General features: G+C 65.2%; 24 protein-coding genes, 1 tRNA gene and 1 pseudogene. 8 read left to right on the forward strand and 18 right to left on the reverse strand.

What is annotated here, in order from left to right:
- Position 1 precedes the first annotated feature (1 nt).
- The gene (locus H8B08_RS14160; protein WP_187450845.1) at positions 2 to 3,202 is read right to left on the reverse strand and encodes an efflux RND transporter permease subunit; all 3,201 of its coding nucleotides are present in this window, start codon (positions 3,200 to 3,202) and stop codon (positions 2 to 4) included.
- Positions 3,199 to 4,488 carry an efflux RND transporter periplasmic adaptor subunit gene (locus H8B08_RS14165; RefSeq protein ID WP_255500849.1) on the reverse strand — a complete coding sequence of 430 codons (1,290 nt, stop codon included), beginning with the start codon at positions 4,486 to 4,488 and terminating at the stop codon, positions 3,199 to 3,201. The genes H8B08_RS14160 and H8B08_RS14165 overlap by 4 nt, the downstream gene beginning before the upstream one ends.
- 157 nt (positions 4,489 to 4,645) lie before the next feature.
- Between H8B08_RS14165 and poxB the strand changes: the two genes are divergently transcribed.
- Both poxB and H8B08_RS14175 read left to right on the forward strand, forming a co-directional pair.
- On the forward strand, positions 4,646 to 6,373 hold the full coding sequence (gene poxB / locus H8B08_RS14170) for a ubiquinone-dependent pyruvate dehydrogenase (RefSeq protein ID WP_187450846.1): 1,728 nt from the start codon (positions 4,646 to 4,648) through the stop codon (positions 6,371 to 6,373).
- Positions 6,374 to 6,449: 76 nt separating this feature from the next.
- Positions 6,450 to 7,025, forward strand: coding sequence for a DUF4142 domain-containing protein (locus H8B08_RS14175; RefSeq protein ID WP_222934497.1), 576 nt, complete (start codon positions 6,450 to 6,452; stop codon positions 7,023 to 7,025).
- A gap of 7 nt (positions 7,026 to 7,032) precedes the next feature.
- Here the strand turns inward: H8B08_RS14175 and H8B08_RS14180 are convergent, their stop codons facing one another.
- The 10 genes and pseudogenes from H8B08_RS14180 to H8B08_RS14225 all read right to left on the reverse strand — a co-directional run bounded on the left by H8B08_RS14180 (position 7,033) and on the right by H8B08_RS14225 (position 15,205).
- Entirely contained in the window at positions 7,033 to 7,791 is a 759-nt protein-coding gene (locus H8B08_RS14180; protein WP_187450847.1) for a hypothetical protein, read from the reverse strand.
- Positions 7,788 to 8,630, reverse strand: a complete 843-nt coding sequence (locus H8B08_RS14185) for a DUF2092 domain-containing protein (RefSeq protein WP_187450848.1) — start codon at positions 8,628 to 8,630, stop codon at positions 7,788 to 7,790. Before H8B08_RS14185 ends, H8B08_RS14180 begins: the two co-directional genes overlap by 4 nt.
- Before the next feature lie 168 nt (positions 8,631 to 8,798).
- Positions 8,799 to 8,873, reverse strand: a tRNA-Gly gene (locus H8B08_RS14190).
- A gap of 98 nt (positions 8,874 to 8,971) precedes the next feature.
- Entirely contained in the window at positions 8,972 to 10,075 is a 1,104-nt protein-coding gene (locus tag H8B08_RS14195; RefSeq protein ID WP_187450849.1) for a site-specific integrase, read from the reverse strand.
- A gap of 397 nt (positions 10,076 to 10,472) precedes the next feature.
- A complete protein-coding gene (locus H8B08_RS14200) occupies positions 10,473 to 11,033 on the reverse strand; it encodes a hypothetical protein (RefSeq protein ID WP_187450850.1) in 561 nt (186 codons plus the stop codon).
- 527 nt (positions 11,034 to 11,560) lie between these two features.
- A pseudogene (locus H8B08_RS19600) lies at positions 11,561 to 11,674 on the reverse strand (hypothetical protein); the annotation flags it as partial.
- A 115-nt stretch (positions 11,675 to 11,789) separates the two neighbouring features.
- Complete coding sequence (locus H8B08_RS14210; RefSeq protein WP_187450851.1) at positions 11,790 to 12,356, reverse strand: hypothetical protein; 567 nt, start codon at positions 12,354 to 12,356, stop codon at positions 11,790 to 11,792.
- A gap of 61 nt (positions 12,357 to 12,417) precedes the next feature.
- Positions 12,418 to 12,975, reverse strand: coding sequence for a recombinase family protein (locus tag H8B08_RS14215; protein ID WP_187450852.1), 558 nt, complete (start codon positions 12,973 to 12,975; stop codon positions 12,418 to 12,420).
- A 96-nt stretch (positions 12,976 to 13,071) separates the two neighbouring features.
- Positions 13,072 to 14,808: a hypothetical protein gene (locus tag H8B08_RS14220; RefSeq protein WP_187450853.1), complete on the reverse strand. Its 1,737-nt coding sequence runs from the start codon at positions 14,806 to 14,808 to the stop codon at positions 13,072 to 13,074.
- A gap of 190 nt (positions 14,809 to 14,998) precedes the next feature.
- Positions 14,999 to 15,205 (reverse strand): helix-turn-helix domain-containing protein, encoded by a 207-nt coding sequence (locus H8B08_RS14225; RefSeq protein ID WP_187450854.1) that lies wholly within the window; start codon positions 15,203 to 15,205, stop codon positions 14,999 to 15,001.
- Positions 15,206 to 15,275: 70 nt separating this feature from the next.
- Here H8B08_RS14225 and H8B08_RS14230 point away from each other — a divergent pair, with 70 nt between their 5' ends.
- From H8B08_RS14230 to H8B08_RS19605, 5 genes are all read left to right on the forward strand, one after another.
- Positions 15,276 to 15,782, forward strand: a complete 507-nt coding sequence (locus H8B08_RS14230) for a hypothetical protein (protein WP_187450855.1) — start codon at positions 15,276 to 15,278, stop codon at positions 15,780 to 15,782.
- A 106-nt stretch (positions 15,783 to 15,888) separates the two neighbouring features.
- Positions 15,889 to 16,299, forward strand: a complete 411-nt coding sequence (locus tag H8B08_RS14235) for a hypothetical protein (protein ID WP_187450856.1) — start codon at positions 15,889 to 15,891, stop codon at positions 16,297 to 16,299.
- A gap of 131 nt (positions 16,300 to 16,430) precedes the next feature.
- On the forward strand, positions 16,431 to 16,745 hold the full coding sequence (locus H8B08_RS19480; RefSeq protein WP_187450857.1) for an excalibur calcium-binding domain-containing protein: 315 nt from the start codon (positions 16,431 to 16,433) through the stop codon (positions 16,743 to 16,745).
- Positions 16,746 to 16,749: 4 nt separating this feature from the next.
- Positions 16,750 to 17,148 (forward strand): thermonuclease family protein, encoded by a 399-nt coding sequence (locus tag H8B08_RS14245; protein ID WP_187450858.1) that lies wholly within the window; start codon positions 16,750 to 16,752, stop codon positions 17,146 to 17,148.
- A 300-nt stretch (positions 17,149 to 17,448) separates the two neighbouring features.
- Entirely contained in the window at positions 17,449 to 17,892 is a 444-nt protein-coding gene (locus H8B08_RS19605) for a surface-adhesin E family protein (RefSeq protein WP_370545485.1), read from the forward strand.
- Between the two features lie 30 nt (positions 17,893 to 17,922).
- Here H8B08_RS19605 and H8B08_RS14250 read toward each other — a convergent pair whose 3' ends face one another.
- The 6 genes from H8B08_RS14250 to H8B08_RS14275 all read right to left on the reverse strand — a co-directional run bounded on the left by H8B08_RS14250 (position 17,923) and on the right by H8B08_RS14275 (position 22,225).
- A complete protein-coding gene (locus tag H8B08_RS14250; RefSeq protein ID WP_187450905.1) occupies positions 17,923 to 18,384 on the reverse strand; it encodes a hypothetical protein in 462 nt (153 codons plus the stop codon).
- Between the two features lie 537 nt (positions 18,385 to 18,921).
- Positions 18,922 to 19,836, reverse strand: coding sequence for a TraB/GumN family protein (locus H8B08_RS14255; protein ID WP_187450859.1), 915 nt, complete (start codon positions 19,834 to 19,836; stop codon positions 18,922 to 18,924).
- Between the two features lie 35 nt (positions 19,837 to 19,871).
- Positions 19,872 to 20,087 (reverse strand): helix-turn-helix transcriptional regulator, encoded by a 216-nt coding sequence (locus tag H8B08_RS14260; RefSeq protein ID WP_187450860.1) that lies wholly within the window; start codon positions 20,085 to 20,087, stop codon positions 19,872 to 19,874.
- Positions 20,088 to 20,091: 4 nt separating this feature from the next.
- Entirely contained in the window at positions 20,092 to 20,511 is a 420-nt protein-coding gene (locus tag H8B08_RS14265) for a hypothetical protein (RefSeq protein WP_187450861.1), read from the reverse strand.
- A 116-nt stretch (positions 20,512 to 20,627) separates the two neighbouring features.
- On the reverse strand, positions 20,628 to 21,101 hold the full coding sequence (locus tag H8B08_RS14270; protein ID WP_187450862.1) for an OsmC family protein: 474 nt from the start codon (positions 21,099 to 21,101) through the stop codon (positions 20,628 to 20,630).
- A 104-nt stretch (positions 21,102 to 21,205) separates the two neighbouring features.
- Complete coding sequence (locus tag H8B08_RS14275; protein ID WP_187450863.1) at positions 21,206 to 22,225, reverse strand: 2'-deoxycytidine 5'-triphosphate deaminase; 1,020 nt, start codon at positions 22,223 to 22,225, stop codon at positions 21,206 to 21,208.
- 102 nt (positions 22,226 to 22,327) lie between these two features.
- Between H8B08_RS14275 and apaG the strand changes: the two genes are divergently transcribed.
- The gene (apaG, locus tag H8B08_RS14280; RefSeq protein WP_187450864.1) at positions 22,328 to 22,726 is read left to right on the forward strand and encodes a Co2+/Mg2+ efflux protein ApaG; all 399 of its coding nucleotides are present in this window, start codon (positions 22,328 to 22,330) and stop codon (positions 22,724 to 22,726) included.
- The last annotated feature ends 4 nt before the right edge of the window (positions 22,727 to 22,730 follow it).

The following is a 22,730-nucleotide window of genomic DNA, read 5'->3' on the forward strand; positions in this document are numbered from 1 at the left end:
CCTATTCGGCCGGCTCGTCCGCCTGGCCCGGCGCGTCCAGGCCGCGATGCTTGCGCGGCTTGGGCAGGCGGTCGCTGATGGCCCGGCAGACCACGTAGAACACCGGCGTGAACAGAAGGCCGAACACGGTCACCCCGGCCATGCCGAAGAACACCGCCGTGCCCAGCGCCTGGCGCATCTCGGCGCCCGGGCCCTTGGCGATCACCAGCGGCAGCACGCCGAAGATGAAGGCGAAGGAGGTCATCAGGATCGGCCGCAGGCGGGTGTGGGCGGCGTGGGTGGCCGCCTCCCAGCGGCTCATGCCGTGCTCCTCGTTCTGACGGGCGAACTCGACGATCAGGATGGCGTTCTTGGCCGCCAGGCCGATCAGCACCACCAGGCCGATCTGGGTCAGGATGTTGTTGTCCTGGCCGCGCAGACCGACGCCCAGGATCGCGGCCAGCAGGCACATCGGCACGATCAGGATGATGGCCAGCGGCAGGGTCACGCTCTCGTACTGGGCGGCCAGCAGCAGGAAGACGAACACGACCGCCAGGCCGAAGGCGATCATGCCGGTGTTGCCGGCCGCCTTCTGCTGGTAGGCCAGCTCGGTCCATTCGAAGTCGAAGCCGGCCGGCAGGTGCTCGCGCGCCAGGCGCTCGGCCGCGTCCAGGGCCTGGCCGGAAGAATAGCCCGGGGCGGTGTCGCCCTGCAGTTCGGCGGCCGGATACAGGTTGTAGCGCACCACCCGGTACGGCCCCGACGAGTCGAGGATGTTGGCCACCGTGCCGATCGGCACCATCTGGCCGGAGTCGGATCGGGTCTGCAGCCGGGCGATGTCGGCCGCGTCGTCGCGGAACGGCGCGTCGGCCTGGGCGGTGACCTGGTAGGTCCTCCCTAAGAAGTTGAAGTCGTTGATGAAGGTCGAGCCGAGATAGATCGACAGGGTCTCGAACACCCGCTCCGGCGGCACCCCGACCAGCTCGGCCTTGCTGCGGTCGATGTCGGCGTAGATGCGCGGTGTGGAGGTGTTGAACAGGGTGAAGACGCTGGCCAGGCCCGGCGTCTGGTTGCCCTGCATCATCAGGCCGGTGGCCGCCTGCTCCAGGCCGCGATAGCCGACGCCGCGGCGGTCCTCGATCATCATTTTCCAGCCGCCGCCGGTGCCGATGCCGCGCACGGGCGGGGGCGGGATGACAAGCACGTTGGCCGCGCCGAGGCCGGAGAGCTTCTGGCGCAGCGTGTCCAGCAGCGCCTGGGTCCGGATGTTCTGCTCCTCGCGCGTCTTGAACGGCGCCAGGGTGAAGAAGACCGTGCCGGCGTTGGGCGCGTTGGTGAAGGTCGCGCCGTCCAGGCCGGTGAAGGCGGCGGCGTGGGCCACGCCCTTTTCGGCGAGCGCGATCTTGGTCACGTCCCGGACCACCCGGTCGGTGCGGGCCAGCGACGAGCCCGGCGGCAGCTGGACCACGCAGATCAGGTAGCCCTGGTCCTGCGCCGGGATGAAGCCGGTCGGCGTGGCCTGGAAGCGCCAGGCGGTCAGGCCCAGCAGCACCACGTAAATCGCCAGCATGACGCCGGCGCGCCGGACCGTGCGGGCGGTCAGCCGGCCGTAGCGCTCGCCCAGCCAGGCGAAGCCGCGGTTGAACCCGTCGGCGGCCACGACGAAGGGCTTGCGCCAGCCGCGCCCTCGCTGGGCCTTGGCCTCGTGCGAGGGCGCGCGCAGGATCAGGGCGGCCAGGGCCGGCGACAGGGTCAGGGAGACGATCAGCGATATCGCCGTGGCGCTGGCGATGGTCAGGGCGAACTGGCGGTAGAACTGGCCCGAAATGCCGGCGATGAAGGCGGTCGGCACGAACACAGAGATCAGCACCAGCGCGATGGCGATCAGCGCCCCGCCGACCTCGTCCATGGTCTTGTACGCCGCGTCGTGCGGCGTCATCCCTTCCTCGAGCAGGCGCTCGACGTTCTCGACCACCACGATCGCGTCGTCGACCACGATGCCGATGGCCAGCACCAGGCCGAACAGCGACAGGTTGTTCAGCGAGGCCCCGAAGGCGCTCATCACCGCGAAGGCGCCGACCAGCGAGATCGGGATGGCCAGCACCGGAATGATCGCCGCCCGCCAGGTCTGCAGGAAGACGATCACCACCAGGGCGACCAGCAGGACCGCCTCCAGCAGGGTCTTGCGCACCTCGGCGATCGACTCCGCCACGTATTCGGTGGGGTTGTAGATGACGGTGTACTTGAGCCCCGTGGGGAAGTCGTGGCTGGCCTCCTCGACCGCCTTCAGGACCCGGTCGGCGGTGGCCAGGGCGTTGGAACCGGGGCGCTGGAAGATGCCGATGGCCACCGCCCTCTGGCCGTTATCCAGGTAGGCGTTCAGCGTGTAGTCCTGGGCCCCCAGCTCCACCCGCGCCACGTCGCGCAGGCGCACCAGCCGGCCGGCCTCGTCGGCCTTGAGGATCACGTCCTCGAACTGGGACGGGTCGGTCAGCCGGCCTTGCGTCGAAATGCTGAGCTCGAAGGCGGGGCTGCTGTCGTCGAAGGGCGGCTGGCCGACCGAGCCGGCGGCGACCTGGGTGTTCTGGGCCCGCAAGGCGGCGACGATCTCGCCGGCGGTCAGGTTGTGGGCGGCGGCCTTGTCCGGATCCAGCCACACCCGCATCGAGTAGTCGCGGGCGCCGAACACGCGCGCGTCACCCACGCCGTCCAGCCGCGCCAGGCGGTCTCTCAGCTGCAGGGTGGCGTAGTTGGAGATGTACTCCGGCGAGCGCGTCCCGTCCGGCGAGAACAGGTGAATGACCAGCATCAGGTCGGGCGAGGCCTTGCGCACGACCACGCCCAGCCGGTTGACTTCCTCGGGCAGGCGCGGCTGGGCCGAGGCGATGCGGTTCTGCACCAGCACCTGGGCGTTGTTCAGGTCTGCGCCCAGCTTGAAGGTGATGGTGATGGTCAGCCGCCCGTCGGAGGTCGACGAGGAGGACATGTAGAGCATGTCCTCCACCCCGTTGATCTGCTCCTCCAGCGGCGTGGCCACGGTGTCGGCGATCACCTCGGCCGAGGCGCCCGGATACAGCGCGGTGACCGTGATCGTCGGCGGCGCGATCTCCGGGTACTGGGCCACCGGCAGGTTCGGATAGGCGAAGGCGCCGATCAGGGTGATGATCACCGAGATCACCACCGCGAACACCGGCCGGTCGATGAAGAAGTGCGAGAACTTCACCGGTAACCCCTCGCCCCGGCGCCGGCGACGGTGCCGGCCGAGGCGGGCTGGGTCAGCACCGGCGGCGGCCCGGCGGCCGGCGGCAGCGGCTTGATCACGCCGGCCGTCGTCTTGGCCGTCTGGCCGGGCCGCACCCGCTGGGCCCCGTCGACGATCACCCGGTCGGTCTCGCTCAGGCCCGAACGCACCACCCGCAGGCCGTCGATCACCGGTCCCAGCTCGAGCTTGCGCGGGGCGACCTTGCCGTCAGGCTCGACGACCAGGGCGATCTTGTCGGCCTGATCGGTCTGGATGGCGGTGTCGGGGATCATCAGGGCCGGATACGCGCCCGAGCCCAGCAGGCGCAGGCTGCCGTACATGCCCGGCGTCAGGAACAGGTCGGGATTGTTCACGACCGCGCGCCCGCGGATCGTCCCCGACCCTAAGTCGATGGCGTTGTCGACGAAGTCCATGTGGCCGCGCCATCGGTATGCCGTCTCGTCCTGCAGCCGGATCTCGACCGGGTTAGCGATGGAGCGGGAGCTGATGCGCGTGCCGGCTTCGTTGGCGCGCTGGTACTTCAGATAGACGCTCTCCGAGCCGGTGAAGCCGAAGCGGATCGGATCCAGCGACACCACGGTGGTCAGCAGGGTCGGGCTGGGGGCGGCGCTGACCAGGTTGCCGGCCGACACCCGCCGGTCCGAGACGCGGCCGGTGATCGGCGAGATCACCCGCGTGAAGCCGAGGTCCAGCGCGCGCGCCTGTTCGGTCGCCTTGGCCGCGGCCACCGCCGCGTCGGCCGACTGCGCCGTGGCGACCCGGGCGTCGTAGACCGAGCGGCTGACCCAGCCGTCGCGCGACAGGCGCTGGGCGCGCTCCAGCTCCACCCTGGCGTTGGCGGCCTGGGCCTGGGCCTGGGCCACGTCGGCCCTGGCCTGGGCGAGGGCGGCCTGGAACGGGCGCGGGTCGATGACGAACAGCAGCTGGCCCTTCTTGACCACCTGGCCGTCGCGGAAATTCACCGACTGGATGTAGCCCCCCACCTGCGGGCGGACGTCGACCTCGTCGACCGCCTCGAACCGGCCGACGAATTCGTCCCAGTCGACGATCTCCTTCACCAACGGATGGGCGACGGCGACCGAGGGCTGGGGCGGGGCCGGCGGCGCGGGCTTGCGGCAGCCGGGCAGCATGGCGGCGGCGAACAGGGCGAGGAGCGCCAGGCCCAGCGGCCACAGCCGTCGCGGCCAGTACAGGAGCTCGCCCCAGCGGCTGTCGCGTCGCGCGGTGTCGTCCGCTTGGGCCGCCATGCACGTCTCCCGTCCAGCCGCCGAGGCTAGGTCGGGGCGGCGGGCGCGGCCTATCCGGAGAAGGCAGGAGCCCCCGAGGGAAGAACCCTGAGGGCGCGTCGGCGGCGACCCGGCCGGCGGCTCGCGGGTTATGCGCGCGTATCCCTGCGAGGCGCTCATGGCCCACACGACGATCGCCGACCTGCTCGCCCGCACCCTGGCCCAGGCCGGGGTGCGGCGGATCTGGGGCGTGAGCGGCGACAGCCTGAACGGCCTGACCGACAGCCTGCAGCGGCTGAGCATGATCGACTGGATGGCCGTCCGTCACGAGGAGGTCGCCGCCTTCGCCGCCGGGGCCGAGGCGGCCGTGACCGGCTCGCTGGCGGTCTGCGCCGGCAGCTGCGGGCCGGGCAACCTGCACCTGATCAACGGCCTTTACGACTGTCACCGCAGCCGCGTGCCGGTGCTGGCGATCGCCGCCCAGATCCCCTCCAGCGAGATCGGTCTAGGCTATTTCCAGGAAACCCATCCGACGGCCCTGTTCCAGGAGTGCAGCAGCTATGTCGAGCTGATCTCCACGCCCGAGCAGGCCCCGCGCGTGCTGCAGACGGCCATGCGGGCGGCGGTCCAGAAACGCGGGGTGGCGGTGGTGGTGCTGCCCGGCGACGTCGCCGTGAAGCCCGCGCCGGAGGGGGCCGACAGCGGCTGGGCCCCGGCGGCGACGCCGCTGGTCGTGCCCTGCGAGGAGGAGCTCGATCGGCTCGCCGCCCTGCTGGACGGCGCGGGGGCGGTGACCCTGATGTGCGGCGCGGGCTGCGCGGGCGCCCACGACGAGGTGGTGGCCCTGGCCGACCGGCTGGCCGCGCCGGTGGTGCACGCCTTGCGTGGCAAGGAGCACGTGGAATGGGACAACCCGTTCGACGTGGGCATGACCGGGCTGATCGGCTTCAGCTCCGGCTACTACGCCATGGAGTCCTGCGACGCCCTGCTGATGCTGGGCACGGACTTTCCCTACCGCCAGTTCTATCCGACCAAGGCTACGGTGGCGCAGATCGACCTGCGGCCCGAGGTGCTGGGCCGGCGCACGCGGCTGGACCTGGCCCTGGTGGGCGACATCGGCCCGACCCTGCGGGCGCTGACGCCGCGCCTGCGCCGGGGGCGCGACCGCCGGTTCCTGGCCTCGGCGCTGAAGCACTACGCCGAGGCGCGCGCCGACCTCGACGACCTGGCGCGGCACACGCCCGGCGACCCGCACATCCATCCGCAGCACCTGACCCGGCGGATCAGCGCCCTGGCGGCCGAGGACGCGGTCTTCACCGCCGACGTCGGCACGCCCACGGTCTGGGCGGCGCGCTATCTGCAGATGAACGGGCGCCGGCGCCTGATCGGCTCCTTCACCCACGGCTCGATGGCCAACGCCATGGCCCAGGCCATCGGCGTGCAGGCGGCGTCGCCCGGCCGGCAGGTGGTGTCCCTCAGCGGCGACGGCGGCTTTTCCATGCTGATGGGCGACTTCCTCAGCCTCACCCAGCTGAACCTGCCGGTGAAGGTCGTGATCTACGACAACGGCTCGCTGGCCTTCGTCGCCATGGAGATGAAGGCGGCCGGCTACATCGACGCCGGCACCGACCTGAAGAACCCCGACTTCGCCGCCATGGCCCGCGCGGTCGGGGTGAAGGGGATCCGGGTCGAGACGCCCGAGGCGATCGACGACGCCTTGCGCGAGGCCTTCGCCCACGACGGCCCGGCCCTGGTCGACGTCACGACCGCCAAGCAGGAGCTGGTCATCCCGCCGAAGATCCGCCTGGAGCAGGCGCGCGGCTTCAGCCTGTTCCTGCTGAAGGCGGTGATCAGCGGCCGCGGCGACGAGGTGGTGCAGCTGGCCCGCACCAACCTGCGGCTCTGAGCGGGGGAACTTCCTAAGGGCGCCGCGGGCTGTTCGCGCGCGACCGCCCCCGGTCGTGGATCACGGGAGCCTTCTCATGACGCGCATGTTCATTGCCGCGACCTTGTCCCTGGCGCTGGCCGCGGGCGGCGCGGCGGCCCAAATCGCCGACCCGGCCGCTCCGGCCGCCAAGCCGGCCGCCAAGGCCGCGGCGCCGGCGGCCAAGCTGAACGACGCCCAGATCGCCCACATCGTCTACACCGCCGACACCATCGACATCGACGCGGCCAACCACGCCCTGCAGGTGTCGGCGAATCCGAAGGTCCGCGCCTTCGCCGAGGAGATGGTGCGCGACCACACGGCGGTGAACGAAAAGGCCCTGGCCCTGGCCAAGTCGCTGAACCTTAAGCCCGAGGACAATCCGACCTCGAAGAAGCTGATGGCCCAGGCCCAGACCAAGACCAAGGACATGGCCCAGCTCAGCGGCATGGCCTTCGACCAGGCCTACGCCGCCAACGAGCTGGCCTACCACAAGGCGGTCAACGCGGCCCTGGCCCAGAACCTGATCCCGGCCGCTCAGAACGCCGAGCTGAAGGCCCTGCTGCTCACAGGCCAGAAGCTGTTCAAGGAGCACGAAGCGCACGCGCAGACCCTCGTGCAGTCCCTGAAGTAGGCCGCGCTCACCCGCCCGCCGGGGCGGGGACCACCTTGTAGTAGACGCCGTTCGCCCCATAGGCCGGAGCCAGCCAGTAGTTGCCCGCGCTACAGAAATAGGCCGGATAGCTCCCGCGCTGGACCAGGGTGCAGCCGGCCGGCAGGGCCGCGTAGGTGCCGCCGACCGCCGTCGCCTCGCCGGCGGCGACCCCGGCCTCGTAGGACGATGTGCCGGCCACGGTGGCCACCGCAGCCCCGGTGGCCGCCCCGACCGCGACGTCCGTCGCCACGGCCGCGCCGCCCCAGCAGTCCCAGCAGCCGCCCGCGCCGTAGTAGCCGACCGGGGCGGCGTAATAGCCGCCGTAATAACCGGCGCCGCCGTAGTAACGGTCGCCGTACCCGGCGGTCTCGCCGCTGCCGTGCCAGTAGCCGCCGGAGTCGCTGACGTGGCCGGCGCTGTAGGGGCCGACCGCCGAGCCGTGGGCGTAGCCGCCGCCGGTGCCGGCGTGCGCCACGCCCTCCGGCCCGACCGCGGTGCCGTGCTCGAAGCCCCCGGCGTCGCCGGTGTGATAGACGCCGCCGCCCGCGGTGCGGCCCCAGCTGCCGTTGCCGTGGAAGTCATTGAAGCCGTGGAAACCGCCGCCGCCGCCGAAACCGTGGAAGCCGCCACCGCCGAAGCCGCCGTGGAACCCGCCGCCCCCGAATCCGCGGAAGGCCGCCGCCGGCTGGGCGGCGCAGGCCAGGGCGAGCGCCGCACCGGCCGCCAGGATCATCGTCCGCTTCATGGCTTGCCTCCTTGGTTCGCGCCAGGCTTGGCCGACGCGCCTGCGCTGGGCGGCAGGAAGGCGATCTTCCGCGCCGCCTGCGCCTTGGGCGAGGTGAAGGTCGCGGCGCTCACCGGCGCGTTGACGCGCCAGTTCGAGTATTCCGTCTGATAGCCCGCGGCCCCCGGTTCGCTCGGATAGTTGGTGCGGATCATCCGCGGCAGCCGGTCTTGGGCGCCGATCCACATCTGCCCCTGGGCGTGGCCGGTGGTCAGGGCGATGACGTCCGTCGTCACGTCGCCCACCACCTTCGACTGGCCGACGTAGAAGGCCGACTTCAGGTTCTGGTCGAAGATTTCGCACGGGTCGGCGACGATGACGTCGGCGAACGGATAATGGATCTCGGCGTAGTCCCAGGCCGAGGCCAGCATGTCGTCGATGGTCGGCGGGGCGTCAGCGACCGCCGCCACCTCCAGAGACGGCACGTAGGCCGTGACGGTCTTGCCGTCGTAATAGAACTCGTCGGGGACGCCGTCCCCGACCTTGACCACCTTCAGCTTGTTCGGGCGCTCGACGGTCACGTCGCTCTTGACCGTGTAGTAGAGCGGCTGACCGTTGCGGGCGGCGCGCTCGTAGGTGTCGACGGCCGTGAACGACAGGGTCTTGGCGTTTTTCAGCGCCGCACAGCTGGCCTTGAGCACGGCCATGGCCTTGGGGTCGATCTTGGCGGGTGCGGTTTGAGCGGGCGCTGCTGCAGGCGCCTTCGGGGCGGGTCGGGTCTGCGCCCCGGCGGCGCCTGCGTACAGGGTTACCAGCGCCGCCAAGGCGAGCGCGGCTGACGAGTTCTGCGGCCTGGCCATCCCTCGGATCCTCCGACGTCAGGCCCGTGCGGGAGCTCGCCCCCTTCCTCCCGCCGGGCGGACGTCGCGAGGGGCGGCGTAAACGCCTGCGGAACATGGAGCGCCCGGCGCGTGGGAGCAACCGGAGCCGGATCGCCTAGGGGGGAGACCTGATCGAGAAGGGGATTTTGGAGCGGGTGAGGGGAATCGAACCCCTGACATTCAGCTTGGGAAGCTGACGTTCTACCTCTGAACTACACCCGCATTGGCTTGGAAAATCAGCTTCTTAGCTTCCGCCTGTGTGACCACCCTAGGGGTGGTTTACAGAGCGGTTTACAGAAGCCGTTCCGCGCCCGTTCCACTTAGCCTGCCTTGGCGTCGCTCTCAAGCAGGGAGACCACCGCTTCTGCAATCCGGGTCGCATCGACGTATCGCTTCCGGATGCTGGCTACTCGGCTCAATTCCCAACCGACTATGTCGGCCACCTGCTCATTTGTGAGCTTCCTAGCGGCAAAGCGTGTCACCGCCGTTCCACGTAGGTCATGAAGGTGCTTATCGTTGATGCCCGCCTTGTCTCGCGCTCGGATAAACGCCTGCGTGAGAGAGTCCTTGGCCCAGGGTAGGCCGCGGTCGGAGGTCAGCAGAAACGCGCTCGGAACCGCCCCTGACGCCCTTAGCTTGTCTCGCTTGGCGCGAAGCTCTGCGACAATGGCTCGGGCTTCGGTGGTGAGAGGTATGGCTACGTGGCGGGTGCTGTTGCTCTTGCCGGTCGCGAATTGGATCATCGTATCGGTCACGTGATCCCACTTCAGGTTCACGAGGTCGCCTCGACGCATCCCTGTCTCTGCCGCTAGCCGGATAGCCAGCGCCGCCTCGGGCGTAACGTGACTGAGAATTGCGGTGAGTTCGGCTTCTTCAACGATCTTGTCAGCGCGATTGGCCCGATAGAGTGCGCCGATACCTTCTGCCGGGTTCGCCTCGACAAGCTCGCGATCCAGTCCGAACGACAGGACGCGCTTGAGCACCTGGATGCCGTAATCGGCGGTGCGGGGTTTATCGGCCCTGCGGTCGCGCCATTTCAGAAACTCGTCTCGGATGCCTTTCGCCTTAAGCGCCCTTGTCGGAAGGTCGCCAAACTCCTGAATGATTTCATCAAGCCAGCGCGACCATTGGAGGCGGGTCGAATCCCGCAGCTTGAGAAATTCCGGTGCCGCTTTGTAACGAGTGACAACGTCCCGGATCGTGGTTGCCGCCGGAGTCGGTGCAACATGCGGCGCTGAATAGGCCGCGGCTAGAGCGGTTGCCCCTTCGGCTTCTGCCTTGAAGGCAGCAGCAAGCGTTTCGCCCCTGAACGCCATCAGCAGCGGTCCGCCACGAAATCGATACCAGTAGATAGCTACACGCCCGCCAGCGAGGCGTTTTTCCACCCGATGTGCGCCGGGAAGTCTGATTGCCTTACGCTTCACGGCGTTGCCTCCACCCGTCGAACGCAGACTGAGCGTCGTCGTCGGTGACGCTGATAGTTCCTTCAGGCATTGCGCTCGTCCCAATCGAACCGCCGATAACGGTAACGAAAATCACGGTTCCGTCCGGGTAAACTTTGATTTCGTTAGGCGACAGTCCGTTGGACTGCAAAACTTTTATGGTTTTATCTAGATTAGTTTTTGGAACAAAGCGATGTGCACGCCTTTCCTTGTGTTCTTTCATTGTAATGGCTCAAAAATAAAAATGCCAAAGGGCATCAACGGCCTTTGGCGATTAATTGTCAGATATGTATTCAAGGCTTTGGTGGTATTTGGATCGCCTTGGTCCGTATGTCATCCGTGTGCGGGTTTACGGCGCGACACTCAGGTCGCTCTAGGCTCACCACACCTCAGGTAATTCCGGGGTGTTATCAATAAGTTGCATGAACTCTTCGTATTCTTCCTGGCTTCGGTAGGGCCCGCTGTCCAATTCCTGCTGCGATAGCTGTCTGTAGCGGCCTGAGGGTATCTCTCGATCGGGAGCCGTTGCGGCTTCAGGTGCCGTCACGCGATCTTCTGTGGGCGGGCTAGGCGCTCTCCGGTAGGGCGTTCCGCCTCCTGATCCGTAGGATGGCTTATCCAGCGCTCTCCTGATGTGTTTGATGACGTATTGGTCCTCGTAGGGCACGAAACGGCCAGATCGCCTTCTCAGGTTTTCCTCAAGCATGGCGATACCTTGCTCAGCGAGGTCGGCATCAAACGTCACTTGGTCGCCGTGGACCCGAGCGCTTTCTTCAAGCTCGTCTGCGAGCGGGAGGTAGCCGTCATTCTTTAGATAGCCGCCTGTGAGCCGTAGCTTCGCTACGAAGCGCTCGAACAGGGAGGTGGTTGTAGTAATTGGCATATATTGTTTCTCATAAGGCAAAAAAATAGCCGCCAATCGGCGGCATTGATGGGTCATTTTTCTAATTCTTTCTGTCTTTCGTTATAAAAAACAAAAGAAAGAATTTATTTCGTTCTTATCGAACATCAGAAACAACGAAAGAATCTTACATGAAAATCGTCCTTTTGTCAATACTTCCGGCTGTTCGCTCCTGCTTTTAATTGATGGCTGAGGCGCGCGCCGCAGTATCACCTCCGCCCCGGATGGGGCGCGGCTACCGCATGTTGGTGGGGTTCCTTGGCAGCCGCCGTTTGTCTGGCGCGCCCATCGCGAAGGATGGGTCTCTCTATACCTGCCGCGGGTGGAAGTCAATAGGTATTCGCGGGAGGATGGGCGGTTTCACCCTCCGAATACATGCAATATGAAAACGCACTACAATTTCCAGAGATTTTGTAGCAAGCTTAATCCGCTATGGAAAAGCCGGGCCCTTTCAAGATTGCAGGGTTTCGGCCTTTCGAATGCGTAACCGGCGGTTGGTTATTTAAGAGTTGTTCTTCCGGGCGAGTTAGCGGTGGATAAAGGTCGCGCTCGCGGCGGCATTAGGCTCACGCTGCCCGCTTCTCAATGCGCTGGATAGCGGCCCGGGAAGCGCCGTACTCCTTGGCGAGTGCCCCTAGCGATACGCCTTTGGCCCGGCGCTGACAGATGGTCGCCTGCTGCTCAGGGCTGACGGCTTGGGCCCGTCACGCGAGTGGAAATTTCGTGCCGCGTTCAAGCCTCATGGGGAAGTGACGCCCGGGGCAAGATTGCCCGATCTCAGCGTTCAGGGACTCGTCAAGGCTTGGTCTTGGCTCGGTCGGGGAACCGCTCGTCAAAATGCCGCGCGAACCCATCGATCAGGCGCGACTTGCGCGGCTTCTCCAGCGGCGGAACGGGACAGTTTGGATCGCGATTGGGGGCGTCTGTCGTGATGCTGGTCACATCCTTGGTTTGGAAGTCCGCAACAATAACCACCTCACGGCACGCCATTGCGCTCCCGCTCTCGTTGATGGTGAGTTTGGTTTCCGACCATCTTACGTCGTGAAGATGCCGAGATTCTACACCCATAACATTTCTATATACTGTAGCAGTTGCTTCGGTGCATTCGCCGCTTCGCTCAAAGCAGGCGTAATCCACTAACTCCAGAAGGGCGTTCTTTTCGGGGCCGTCAATCTCCCAAACGCCCTTGAAAAAGGCGTAGCGATCACCCGGTTGCCCAGAGACGGAGAAGCTTCCGGCCGATGGGATGATCCTGCCCTGAAGGTTGTCGTCGGCCTGTCCGATTTTGACGCCCAGCCAGCCTGCGCTCAGAGCGCCAAGCACGGCCGCAGCCGCTCCCGCAGCGATAGCTCGTTTGTTCACGGTTCCCCCGAACCTCTGCCGTAACGCAGTTCTTACCACGTCGGTGGCATGGAAGACGTGCCTAGCCGTCCGCTTCTTGGCCTAGCGCTCGGTACACCGAGGCTCGCCCGATCTTGAGTCGCCGCGCAATTTCCGCGGGGCGAACGCCTTCGCTGTGCAGTTTGCGGACTTCATCTGTCGGCACCGAGGGTTTGCGGCCTTTGTAGCGACCTTCCGCTTTGGCCTTGGATATTCCTTCGGCCTGACGGTCCTTCCGCAGATCAGTTTCGAACTCAGCAAAAGCCGCAAGCATACTGAGCATCAGCCGTCCATGCGGGCTGGTCGTATCAATCGCGCCCTGTTGTAGGACCCGGAACTCGACGCGCTTAGCGGTAAGCTGATCCACGATGGTCCGCAGATCGATGATGGAGCGGGCTAGGCGATCCAATCGGCAGACAATGAACGTGTCGCCTTCGCGAACCCACTCTAGGGCCTGCTGAAGCTGGTCGCGGCCGTCCGTGGTGGTTCCCGACCGCTTCTCTTCGAAAACCTTCTCGCACCCAGCCGCTAGAAGCTGCTCGCGCTGCACTTCCAGCGTCTGCCCGCTGGATGACACCCGCGCATAACCGACCAAGCTCATATGTGCCTCATATGGGTCTAAGACCCTGAAGCTATACCGTCTCAGAATCCGTCGCGCAACTCATATGAGACACCGGGGCTGTCTCAGTCGAATGACTCAAACGGGTATACCCTTCTGAGGCTGGCGCTTTGTGCGTGCCTTGGCTCGGCGTCCCGAGCGCGCCTCTGGAGTTGCCGGCGCGTCGCTACTCGCTGCACCGCCCTTGAGGTCGAGGTACTGCTTCTTCGGTTCTGTGGCGATGGACACCGCGTAGGTTTTGACCAGCCTCTGGTGGGGTTCGTCGAAGCTTATGCCGCCCATCAGGCACGCTTCCGCTACGTTTGGCGTAGCTCGTCTGAGCTGCAAGTAGTTCTTTTCGGTCCAGTTGATTATTCCCCTGTGCAGGGCGTGGTATTCCCGTCCAAAACCGGTCCGGCTTCCAACTTGCGGTCCAAGTACATTGAGAATGTATCCGAGATAGCGTGCTGACTTGTAGTTCGGAAAACGATCCAGTTCACGAACTTCGTCATAAAGTTTCCGGTGGAGTCGTTGCCAGAAATGTCGCCATGCAGCGCCTTTGTTTATGTCGTGCAGGCGTCCCCAAATGGAGTTGTAGTGCAACTCCCAGACTCGGTCGGAGGGCTCCCTAATCGTGGTTGCATCGAGGATCGCTCTGCACGCGAGTTCCGCGAGGTCATCGTACAAATCGGGAGTGCGCCAACGGCGTTTGTCGCGTTGACGAATGGGGTTCCGCGGCATCCGATTCTGCTTTTGAAGGAGATCGATAGCATCACGGATAAACTCGATTTCTGCTTCTAGACGGCGATACTCGTCCGACTCGTAAACGCTGCCTGATGCCGACTTCAGACGGTAAAGGTCGCCCGACGCCTGCTTAATGACTTCAAAGGCTCTATAGAGCGAAACGGAGGGCTGGGCGGACCTGGACTCCAAGTATGATTTTAGGACGACGAGCGTAACGGCGCAAAATGCTTCGTATTGTCGGCTTGTAAATTGACGCTGAATTCGAAAGTCGATGTCTATCGGGCAGGAGTTTATATCGACCAACTCTTCGACAAGCTGATGCTCGCCAAACACGGCTGTCGTGAATGGCCTCACTCGACCGATGTAGTCAGCGGCAAACTCATCCGCCTCGTGATAAACCACCGAGTCTGTGTTCGTAAGTGCTGCGGCAACGGTCCCTTTGATGAGGGTTCCTGCCCAAATTCGCCGCTTGTTCTGCTTCTTAATTTCATCGCAAAGGGTGATGAGAAGTCCCGGAGACTCTCGGGCGACCTGCTGGCAGAACGCTTTGCTTCCTAGTAGCGCAAAAATACTGTGTGCGTCTTTGGCGATTTCCGGAAGTTCGTCCGTTGCACCTTCTTCGTCATGAAGTCGGTGAACGGGCTCCGCGCTGTATCTGACCAAATTTGGCACGGACCGGATCAATTCCTCGGCAAGAATGCCAAGTTCTGAGCCGGAGCCTTTTAGAATAGTTCTATATACCGCGCCCGCCAGGTGTCTTGAGGTACGCTTGTTGAATAGTGGCGGGCTTACAAATGCAAAAACGAACCAGGTAAGAGCTACGCCCAAGAACCAGATACCCAGAATCGCTTGCAATCCGGATTGGCCAACTGGTCCGCTTAGGGTCGGCCAGCCTTCCGCGTACCAAACGTCTACGAGAAGAGAACTGACGCCGATTGCTACAATCGACCAGAACGTGAGGCCGTAAATCGGTAAGGGCGCCGTCGCAATGCGAAACCTGTATCGGAAGTCCGATGCGGTGTAGACGAGCGCGAGAAGTGCAAGCGCTGTCAGGAACTCCGGGAACCCAAATATACCGCCTGCCTCTGGCATGATGCCTCGCTGATCATCCAGCCGCGGTTAAGAAGGTGGTGCCGCAACGGCCTCTTGGGATCACGAGTCCGGGCGCTCCGTCCACGCTCATCTTCGGGACGACGACTGTAGTGGGCTTAATAGCTGCGTGCCGGTTTATGGCTGCGCCGCTGAAAGCGCTGAGCGTCCGTTCGATTGGAAAGCTGACGTGCTACGGCGTCAGAAGGTCGCGAGGATCAGCTTTCAAGGACTCGGCTATCCGAACGAGGACGAGGAGGCTTGGATTGCGCCTGCCTCGCTCGATTCCGCCTAGATAGGTCAGGTCTATCTGAGCCTCGAACGCTAGCTGCTCCTGAGTAAGCTCGCGCTCCTGACGCAAACGTCTGACGTTCCTACCGACTACCGCTTTCCAGTCCATTGCAGGACAGGGATGGATCGGGCTTATAGGCTCTAGGGATTATAGTCCCTATTCGTGAGGGAGGGCGCGAGTGTCGGAGCCGGTGGAAGCCAGCGAGGAAAAGCCCGCTGAAGAAGTCACGGTGTGGGGAGTGGTCGTCGGGCTTTTCGGGTTGTCCGTGATCGGGGTGATTGGCTACGGCCTCTTTTCGGTGGGCTCGTGCACTTGGAACGGCGTCCGCAACTTCGGCAAAGAACTCGATGAGGCGGATGCCTATTACAATGCTCGCGTGAAGGCTCGCGCTGAGGCGCAGCAGCCGGTGCGGTCTGATGGCGTGTCAGACGCGGCCGTGGTCGTCGGCGCGCAAAAGGCGGTGAAGGAAAAGCTGACCGATCCCGACTCGGCGAAGTTCCGAAGCTTGTCGGTTTATCGGCAGTCCAGCGGGGTTAAGGTCGTTTGCGGTGAGGTCAACGCCAAGAACCGCGCTGGTGGATACAACGGCTTTGAGCGTTTCATCTCAGCCGGGACGACCAAGTACACCTGGCTTGAGCAGGAGGCGGATGACATGAATTCGCTCTGGCGCGAGGTCTGTCGCTAACGGGGCCTGGAACCGAACGCCGGGGCTGTGCCATGTCTCCTTGCTGCACTTGTTTGAAGGTAGTGAGGTGCGGCTTCCAGTTTCGCTTGCTCGGGGAGGGCGTTCGATGAGCCGTTTCGTCGCCGTGGCCGCAGTGTGCTTCGCAGCGGTGCTGGCCGGGTGTCAGCAATCGTCCACCCGGTTTGATCTTGAGTGCGATCTAACGAGGGTCGCTACAGGTGATGGGCAGGGTGATCCGGCCGCCACCCTCCTTCGCTACACGATCAATCTCGATGACGGCTGGTGGTGTATTCATGGTTCATGCGAGGCGGGCGTTCGTGATCGGATGGTCCGCCACACGGACACGGAGTTGGTGCTCGTAGAGGGCGAGCGGAAGCTACTGACGATCAACCGGGTAACGGGCCGGTATTTCGAGGATATTCGAAGCTTCGATCCTTCCCTCCCTGTCACGGGTCTCACCACCTTCGGGAAGTGTCGCCCTGCGCCTTACACTGCACCCGCAAAGCCGAAGTTCTAGGTTCGTTACTGCTGCGAGATCGGGCGTTTCCGTCCTTATGGTCATTCCACGCCCGCGGGTGCAGCCTTGCCAACCTCCCGCAAAGGTAGTGTGGTGAAGCTTCCGAGTTCGGTTGCTCAGGAGAGAGCGGCATGTGGAGGCTTGGAGTTCTCGCTAGTGTCCTGCTGCTGGGTGTCCCGGCTGCGCCAGCCGTAGCCCATCCTGGCGGGCTTAATAGCGAAGGCTGTCACCACAACAGGAAAACAGGTGACTACCATTGTCATCGCAAGCCTTCGGCACGGCCTGCTGCCCCATCGCAATCCTCGTCTGGCCGATCAGGTGGCGGAACTCCCTCTTATCCAAACTGTGCGGCTGCTCGTGCCGCTGGTGCTGCTCCTGTCTATCGCGGGCAGCCGGGCTATGGCCCGCACCTAGACCGGGACAACGATGGGATCGGGTGTGAGTAGGGCTATGCACCACGCTTCCGCTGTCGGCCTGGCGGCTCTCCTGAGCCTTGTCGCATGTGGCGTAGCGTCTGCCGATCCCTGCACCGCCAAGCTCCCTTCTGCCGGGGCCATCGTTCAGGGTGAAGTTCGCTACATCGGTGACGGGGATAGTCTGTGCATCGGCCGGACCGCCGATCCTGGTGAATGGGTTGAGATACGACTGGCCGACTTCAACGCCCCGGAATTGAACGAGTCTGGCGGTCGAGAGGCAAAAGCCGCACTAGCCAGCCTGGTGATGGGCCGTCAGGCGATTTGCCGGGTTGAGCATCACAGCTATGACCGTGCCGTAGCGATGTGCAGCGTGGACGGTCGCTCGATTGGCGATCAAATGCGGCGCTACGGGGTCGCGGAGGGCGGGCGTTGAGATTGGTCGTGGCTGCGGTATTGGCGTTGTCCACCGCTAGCTGCGGTCACTTGGAAGCTGACACCTACACTCTCTACAGGTCCGGGGCAGTCGCTCCCGAAATGCCAGAATCTATGCGTGCTGAACTCGCCGTGATGCGAATACACGTCGCCACGTTCGATGCGGCGGAGGGAGAGGCATACAACAGGATCAACTGCGAAAAGGCGGCGAACCTGTTCCTAGGCCAGGAAGGTGTCACGACACGCTACTGGTGTGAGAAGGGGACCTTCAAGCGGTAGCTGCTTGGGGCAGGGGAACTCAATGCTTCATGGAATTGCGTTAGCTCTCGCTATTGCGAGTGTAGACGTTCCGAGTGCCGCCGAGGTGGCAGACGCCCTTTGGAACGAATGGGCCGCGACAATTGAAGAGCAGGGATGGACTCATATCGGCGATAGCAACCGCAGCATCGTCTTTGTTCGCGCCGCCCCTCAATACGGCCAGCACAAACGGACGTGGGTTCGATACGAGATTTGGGGCGATAATGACGAAAGCGACGCGGACGACGGCTCGTCAATGGTCGCGCTGAGTGAAGTGGATTGCTCTCAGGGGCGAACTAGGACGTTGCAGTTAGTCGGTTACTCAGAAAACAACCTTCGAGGCGGTGATCGTAGCATCAATTACGATCAACCTACTTGGAGTTTTGCTGTTCCCGGTTCGATGGAGGCAGCAGTTGTTGAGCGGACTTGCGGCCTTCAGGGGAAGTAGCATCTTCGGAGTGGCCCCGGATCACCGGCTCTATTCAGCCGCCACAGCGGCAGCCTGAAGCTTCGCCAACGTAGTGATTGCAACCATGTTCTTATTGTCGCGCTTTGAGTGGCGAGAGGCGCTCTGCACCGGCTCAAACGGGCCGTAATAGAGTTCCTGCCAATCGCCAGAGGAATCGACCTTCAGGCATAGGAGCAGGTCGGCTTTGCCTCGGAACCCAATCTGGGAGGCGGCGAAGTTGGTCTTCACCTGCACGGTCTTTCCGTCAGGTCGGATGGCGTCGTAGCCGTCTGCGCCCCGAGGGGCTTGGGTGAGCCCGTAGACCTCTACGGCAATGAATTCGCCGTAGTCCCCAAGCAGGTTCCCTAGGCCAGCCCATTTGAACTCAGGCGCAAGTGCCTTGAGCGTGCGTTGGCTGGCGAACAGGGATGCAAGGACGCCCTTTAGGGCTTCGATGCGTTGGGCGTTTGAGACGGTCAGTGCGGACTGCATAACGCCAAGCTAGCGAGCGAAGTCTCGCTCATCAAAGGCTGTTGGCGTGCGGCTGCACCGCTCTGCGATCACCTGATCCGCTTCTCGTCCGTCACTTAGACGAGGGTAGGACCGAATTCCGTAAAAGTAGGACCTGCCTTTAGTTTCGCAGAGGAGGCGCTCAGCGCGAGCCCTTTGACCGCGCTCATGCAGCCCTTGAGCAGCGAACCCAATGCCGACGACGACCGCGCAGAGGCCCGCTCCGACTAGAATTCTCATCCCGACCGTCCACGGCAAACCGATAACGCCGCTACGCTATCCGGTTTCGGGCGGCATGGCAGCGGTTTACGCGCTGAGCGTAACCCATTGATCCATTGTGGTCGGATTTTGGGGTGGTTTACGGCTAAGTCGCTGAAAACGCTAATCTTCCGCTAGCTTGGGAAGCTGACGTTCTACCTCTGAACTACACCCGCGTCCGGAGAGGCGCGAACTTAGCGGATCGGGCGGCGGCTGCAAGCGGGCCGGCGCGGGAAAAGCCGCGCCGGCCGCGCTTTCGGGTCAGAGGCGCGTGGCCTTGACGCCGCGCTTCTTCAGCTGGGCCTGGACGCTGTCGGGGCCGGCCAGGTGGCCGCCGCCGACCGCGATCAGCTGGGTGCCCGAGCCCTTCAGGATGGTCTGGATCTGGTCGGCCCAGCGGATGTTGCGCTGGGTCAGCAGGCGGTCGTAGAGCTCCGGCGCGTCGGCCTTCATCTCGGCGTTCATCACCTTGGCGATGGTGTCGACGTCGCCGGCTTCCCAGGCCTTGGCCAGCTTGTCGAGGATCTCGACGCCCTCCGACGCGTCGTCCAGCGACTGGACCAGGAAGTCGATCTGGTCGGCTTCCGGCAGGTCGGCGAACAGGCGGATCTGCTGCTCCATGGTCTCGAAGCCCTTGACCGTGTCGCCTTCCTTGTCGGCCTGCGCCTTGATCAGCTTGTCGACGCCGTTGTTCGGATCGAAGCCGGCGGCCTGCAGCGGGATGACGTTGAACAGCAGGCCCGCGTACCAGGGGCGCAGCGTCTCGAGCGCGGCGGGGTTCACGCCGTACTTGGCCGCCACGGTGGCCAGCTTGGCGTTCTGCTCGGGCGTCAGCTTGGCGGACAGCGGCTTGGCCGGGTCGATGCCATACTTCTGGACCAGCGGGCCCATGGCGGCCGGATTGTCGACGTCCACCATCTCCAGCCACAGTTCGTGAGAGTCGGCGATGGCCTTTTCGATCTTGGGCGTGCGCCAGACGGTGTCGGACTTCAGCAGGTGGACGGTGCCGACCAGGTAGATGGTGGAGTCCTTGTCCTTCACGACCCAGACGGCGGGTTCGGCCTGGGCGGCGCCGGCCAGCAGGGAGGCGGAGGCGAAGACGCCCAGCGCCAGGCCGGCGGTGCGGTTGGCGATCGGGGCCGCGGCGGCGCGGACTTTGGAGAGCAGGGCGTGCATGGCCGTGTCAGCTTTCTCGACGATGGGGACGGAATTCAGGCGTTGGGGGAGGATCCGGCGGCCTCGTCCTCGAACACGGCTTCGACGGCCAGTCCGAACACGCGGGCGATCTTGAAGGCGAGCGGCAGGCTGGGATCATACTTGCCGGTCTCGATGGCGTTGACGGTCTGGCGCGAGACCCCGAGCCGCCCGGCGAGGTCCGCCTGGCTCCAGTCGCGTTCGGCGCGCAGCACCCTGAGGCGGTTCTTCATCGGCTCACCGGCGCGCCAGCCACCAGCCGGCCCAGGCCACGCCGTAGCCGACCGTCTGGCAGACGATGCAGGCCAGCACGCCGGTGGCGAACAGGCCGGCGTCGCCGGACAAAGGCGCCAGGTCGCGGAGGGGGATGGCCGGGGTGCGCTGCAGGACGATGGCGACGCCGCCGGCGAGGCCCAGGCCGATCGATCCGCCCCAGTACCAGGCGAACTTGTGGGCCTCGCGGGCGGCTTCGTCGACCGTGCGCCACCACTGCACGCAGTACTTCAGCGAGAGGCCGGCGATCCCGGCGGCGACCAGGGCCAGGCCCAGGTCGACGAAGCCGGTCGCGGCGCGCGCGTGCTGCACGGCCATGATCACGCCGGCGATCGTCGCGAGCGCCAGCGACGCGGTCAGGGCGAGGTTCGCCTTGCGGTTCACGGGCGGGCTCCGGGGAAAGTCATGTCAAGGCTCCTTGGCGTCGTGACAAGGAGGCTTTACAGCTTGGCGCGCGAGCGTGTCAAGCGAGCTTGTCACAATGACCAGGGTGCTTGTCTTCAGCCGGCCTCGACGCGCACGACCGGCTCGACCCGGACCGGCGCGGTCAGCGAATTGGCGATGAAGCACTTCTCGTGCGCCTGCGCGTGCAGGGCCTGCGCCACGGCCGGATCGCCGGCGCGGATCGTCACCTCGGGACGCAGCACGAAGGCTTCGAAGCGGCCGCCGCCGTCGGCGTCCTCGACCATCTCGCCCTCGGCGCGGTCGACATAGGCGCTCACCGTCACCCCGTTCACGGCGCACAGGTGCAGGTACCAGAGCTTGTGGCAGGCGCTGACCGCGCCGACCAGCAGCTCCTCCGGGTTCCAGCGGCCCGGGTCGCCCCGGAAGGCCGGGTCGGCGGAGCCCGGGATGGGCGGCTTGCCGGCGGCGGCGATCTGATGGTCGCGGTCGTAGGCGTCGTAGCGGGACGTGCCGGCGCCGCGGTCGCCGGTCCATTCCACGGTCACGGCGTAGCGGTGGGTGCGGGGCATGTCGCGCTCCTGGCGGGTCGGAATGTCCCCCTGTCGCGACATAGGCCGCCGGTGTCGAGACCTTTGCGATGGACCCGGCTCCGCGGGAGCCGAGCCCACGCGACCTATCGCCAGCCCCGGAAGTGCTTGGACAGCTTCAGGCCCTGGCGCTGGTAGTGCGAGCCGTCCTGGCCGTAGAGGCGGGTGGGCCGGTCGGTCAGCGGTTCGTAGACCAGCCGCGCCACCGTCTGGCCGTCCTCCAGGATGAACGGGGTCTCGCGTCCGCGCACCTCCAGCACCCCCCGCGAGCCCTGGCCGGCCGCCTCCTCGGTGCCGAAGCCCGGGTCGAAGAAGCCGGCGTAGTGGACGCGGAATTCGCCCACGGCCGGGTCGATCGGGATCATTTCGGCCGCTTCCATGACCGGGATCTCGACCGTGTCCTTGGAGGCGAGGATGTAGAACTCGCCCGGATCCAGCAGCAGCTCGCCCCGGCGCGCCTCAAGCGGCTGCCAGTAGTCGCTGGGGTCGTGGCCGTCCTCGTGGTCCAGGTCGACGACCGGCGCGTGTCGGCGGGCGCGGAAGCCGACCAGCTCGCCGGTCAGGTCGACGCCGACGTCGCGCACCGACAGGCGCGGCGGATTGCCCGCCTTCAGGCGCAGCTGGTTCATGCGCGTGCCGGTGCGGGCCAGCACCGAGAAGGTCTGGGGCGCGATCTCCATGTAGAGCGGGCCCTCGTAGCCGGCCTCGACGTCGTCGAAGGCGCGGCCGCGGTCGGTCAGCAGGCGCACGAAGACGTCGACCCGGCCCGTGGAGCTCTTCGGGTTGGCGCGGGCGCACACGCCCGGCGGCAGAGCCACGCGCTCCTGCAGTTCGGCGATGTAGACGCAGCCGCGCTCGAACACCGCGCCCTTGGTCAGGTCCAGCTCGTGCATGGCCACGTCGGGCACGCGCTCCAGCACGCGCCGGGCGCCCGGCAGGAAGGAGGCGCGCACGCGCCAGGCGCGCGCGCCGAGCCTCAGGTCGAGGCTGGCCGGCTGCACCTGGTCGGAATCGAACGGCGTCTGGGAGGTGATCGCGCCCTGGGCGATCAGGTCCTCGATGGATTGGCAGGGGAGAATCCCCGCCGAGTGGGCGTGAACGGTCATCGGGGGGACCCTCGCCGAGGCGAGGCGTTCGGGCAAGCCCCGCACGCGGCGAAAGGCGCAGGCCGCTTGACCGCCGCCGCGGGTCTCTCGATCTAACGGGGGATGAGTCACGTTTACGAAGCGCAGACCCGGGGCCTGGTGGTCCGGGTCTCCCCCGAGTACCTGCCCGAACATTCCGACCCCGAGGCCGGGCGCTGGTTCTGGGCCTACACCATCGAGCTCGAGAACCGCGGCGAGGACGTCGTGCAGCTGATCTCCCGACACTGGGTGATCACCGACGCGCGCGGCAAGGTCGAGGAGGTCGAGGGCCTGGGCGTGGTCGGCGAGCAGCCGATCCTGAACCCGGGCGAAGCCTACCGCTACACCTCCGGCTGCGCGCTGGAGACCACCTCGGGCGTGATGGTCGGGACCTACCGCATGGAGGTGGACGGCGGCTGGTTCGACGCCGCTATACCGGCCTTTTCGCTGGACCTGCCGGGCCTGCGCCGCACGGTGAACTGAGGCC

It is taken from the genome of Caulobacter sp. 17J80-11 (genome assembly GCF_014349105.1).
GTDB lineage: Bacteria > Pseudomonadota > Alphaproteobacteria > Caulobacterales > Caulobacteraceae > 17J80-11.

Bases quoted from the DNA above. Each gene is read 5' to 3' on its own strand.
- H8B08_RS14235 (WP_187450856.1), top strand. From the start codon at position 15,889: ATGAGCCGTTTCGTCGCCGTGGCCGCAGTGTGCTTCGCAGCGGTGCTG.
- H8B08_RS14215 (WP_187450852.1), bottom strand. From the start codon at position 12,975: ATGAGCTTGGTCGGTTATGCGCGGGTGTCATCCAGCGGGCAGACGCTG.
- H8B08_RS14270 (WP_187450862.1), bottom strand. From the start codon at position 21,101: ATGCCCCGCACCCACCGCTACGCCGTGACCGTGGAATGGACCGGCGAC.
- H8B08_RS14250 (WP_187450905.1), bottom strand. From the start codon at position 18,384: ATGCAGTCCGCACTGACCGTCTCAAACGCCCAACGCATCGAAGCCCTA.
- H8B08_RS14185 (WP_187450848.1), bottom strand. From the start codon at position 8,630: ATGGCCAGGCCGCAGAACTCGTCAGCCGCGCTCGCCTTGGCGGCGCTG.
- H8B08_RS19605 (WP_370545485.1), top strand. From the start codon at position 17,449: ATGCTTCATGGAATTGCGTTAGCTCTCGCTATTGCGAGTGTAGACGTT.
- H8B08_RS14200 (WP_187450850.1), bottom strand. From the start codon at position 11,033: ATGACCCATCAATGCCGCCGATTGGCGGCTATTTTTTTGCCTTATGAG.
- H8B08_RS14165 (WP_255500849.1), bottom strand. From the start codon at position 4,488: ATGGCGGCCCAAGCGGACGACACCGCGCGACGCGACAGCCGCTGGGGC.
- H8B08_RS14245 (WP_187450858.1), top strand. From the start codon at position 16,750: ATGCACCACGCTTCCGCTGTCGGCCTGGCGGCTCTCCTGAGCCTTGTC.
- H8B08_RS14255 (WP_187450859.1), bottom strand. From the start codon at position 19,836: ATGCACGCCCTGCTCTCCAAAGTCCGCGCCGCCGCGGCCCCGATCGCC.
- H8B08_RS19480 (WP_187450857.1), top strand. From the start codon at position 16,431: ATGTGGAGGCTTGGAGTTCTCGCTAGTGTCCTGCTGCTGGGTGTCCCG.
- poxB (WP_187450846.1), top strand. From the start codon at position 4,646: ATGGCCCACACGACGATCGCCGACCTGCTCGCCCGCACCCTGGCCCAG.
- H8B08_RS14220 (WP_187450853.1), bottom strand. From the start codon at position 14,808: ATGCCAGAGGCAGGCGGTATATTTGGGTTCCCGGAGTTCCTGACAGCG.
- H8B08_RS14275 (WP_187450863.1), bottom strand. From the start codon at position 22,225: ATGACCGTTCACGCCCACTCGGCGGGGATTCTCCCCTGCCAATCCATC.
- H8B08_RS14225 (WP_187450854.1), bottom strand. From the start codon at position 15,205: ATGGACTGGAAAGCGGTAGTCGGTAGGAACGTCAGACGTTTGCGTCAG.
- H8B08_RS14175 (WP_222934497.1), top strand. From the start codon at position 6,450: ATGACGCGCATGTTCATTGCCGCGACCTTGTCCCTGGCGCTGGCCGCG.
- apaG (WP_187450864.1), top strand. From the start codon at position 22,328: ATGAGTCACGTTTACGAAGCGCAGACCCGGGGCCTGGTGGTCCGGGTC.
- H8B08_RS14180 (WP_187450847.1), bottom strand. From the start codon at position 7,791: ATGAAGCGGACGATGATCCTGGCGGCCGGTGCGGCGCTCGCCCTGGCC.
- H8B08_RS14260 (WP_187450860.1), bottom strand. From the start codon at position 20,087: ATGAAGAACCGCCTCAGGGTGCTGCGCGCCGAACGCGACTGGAGCCAG.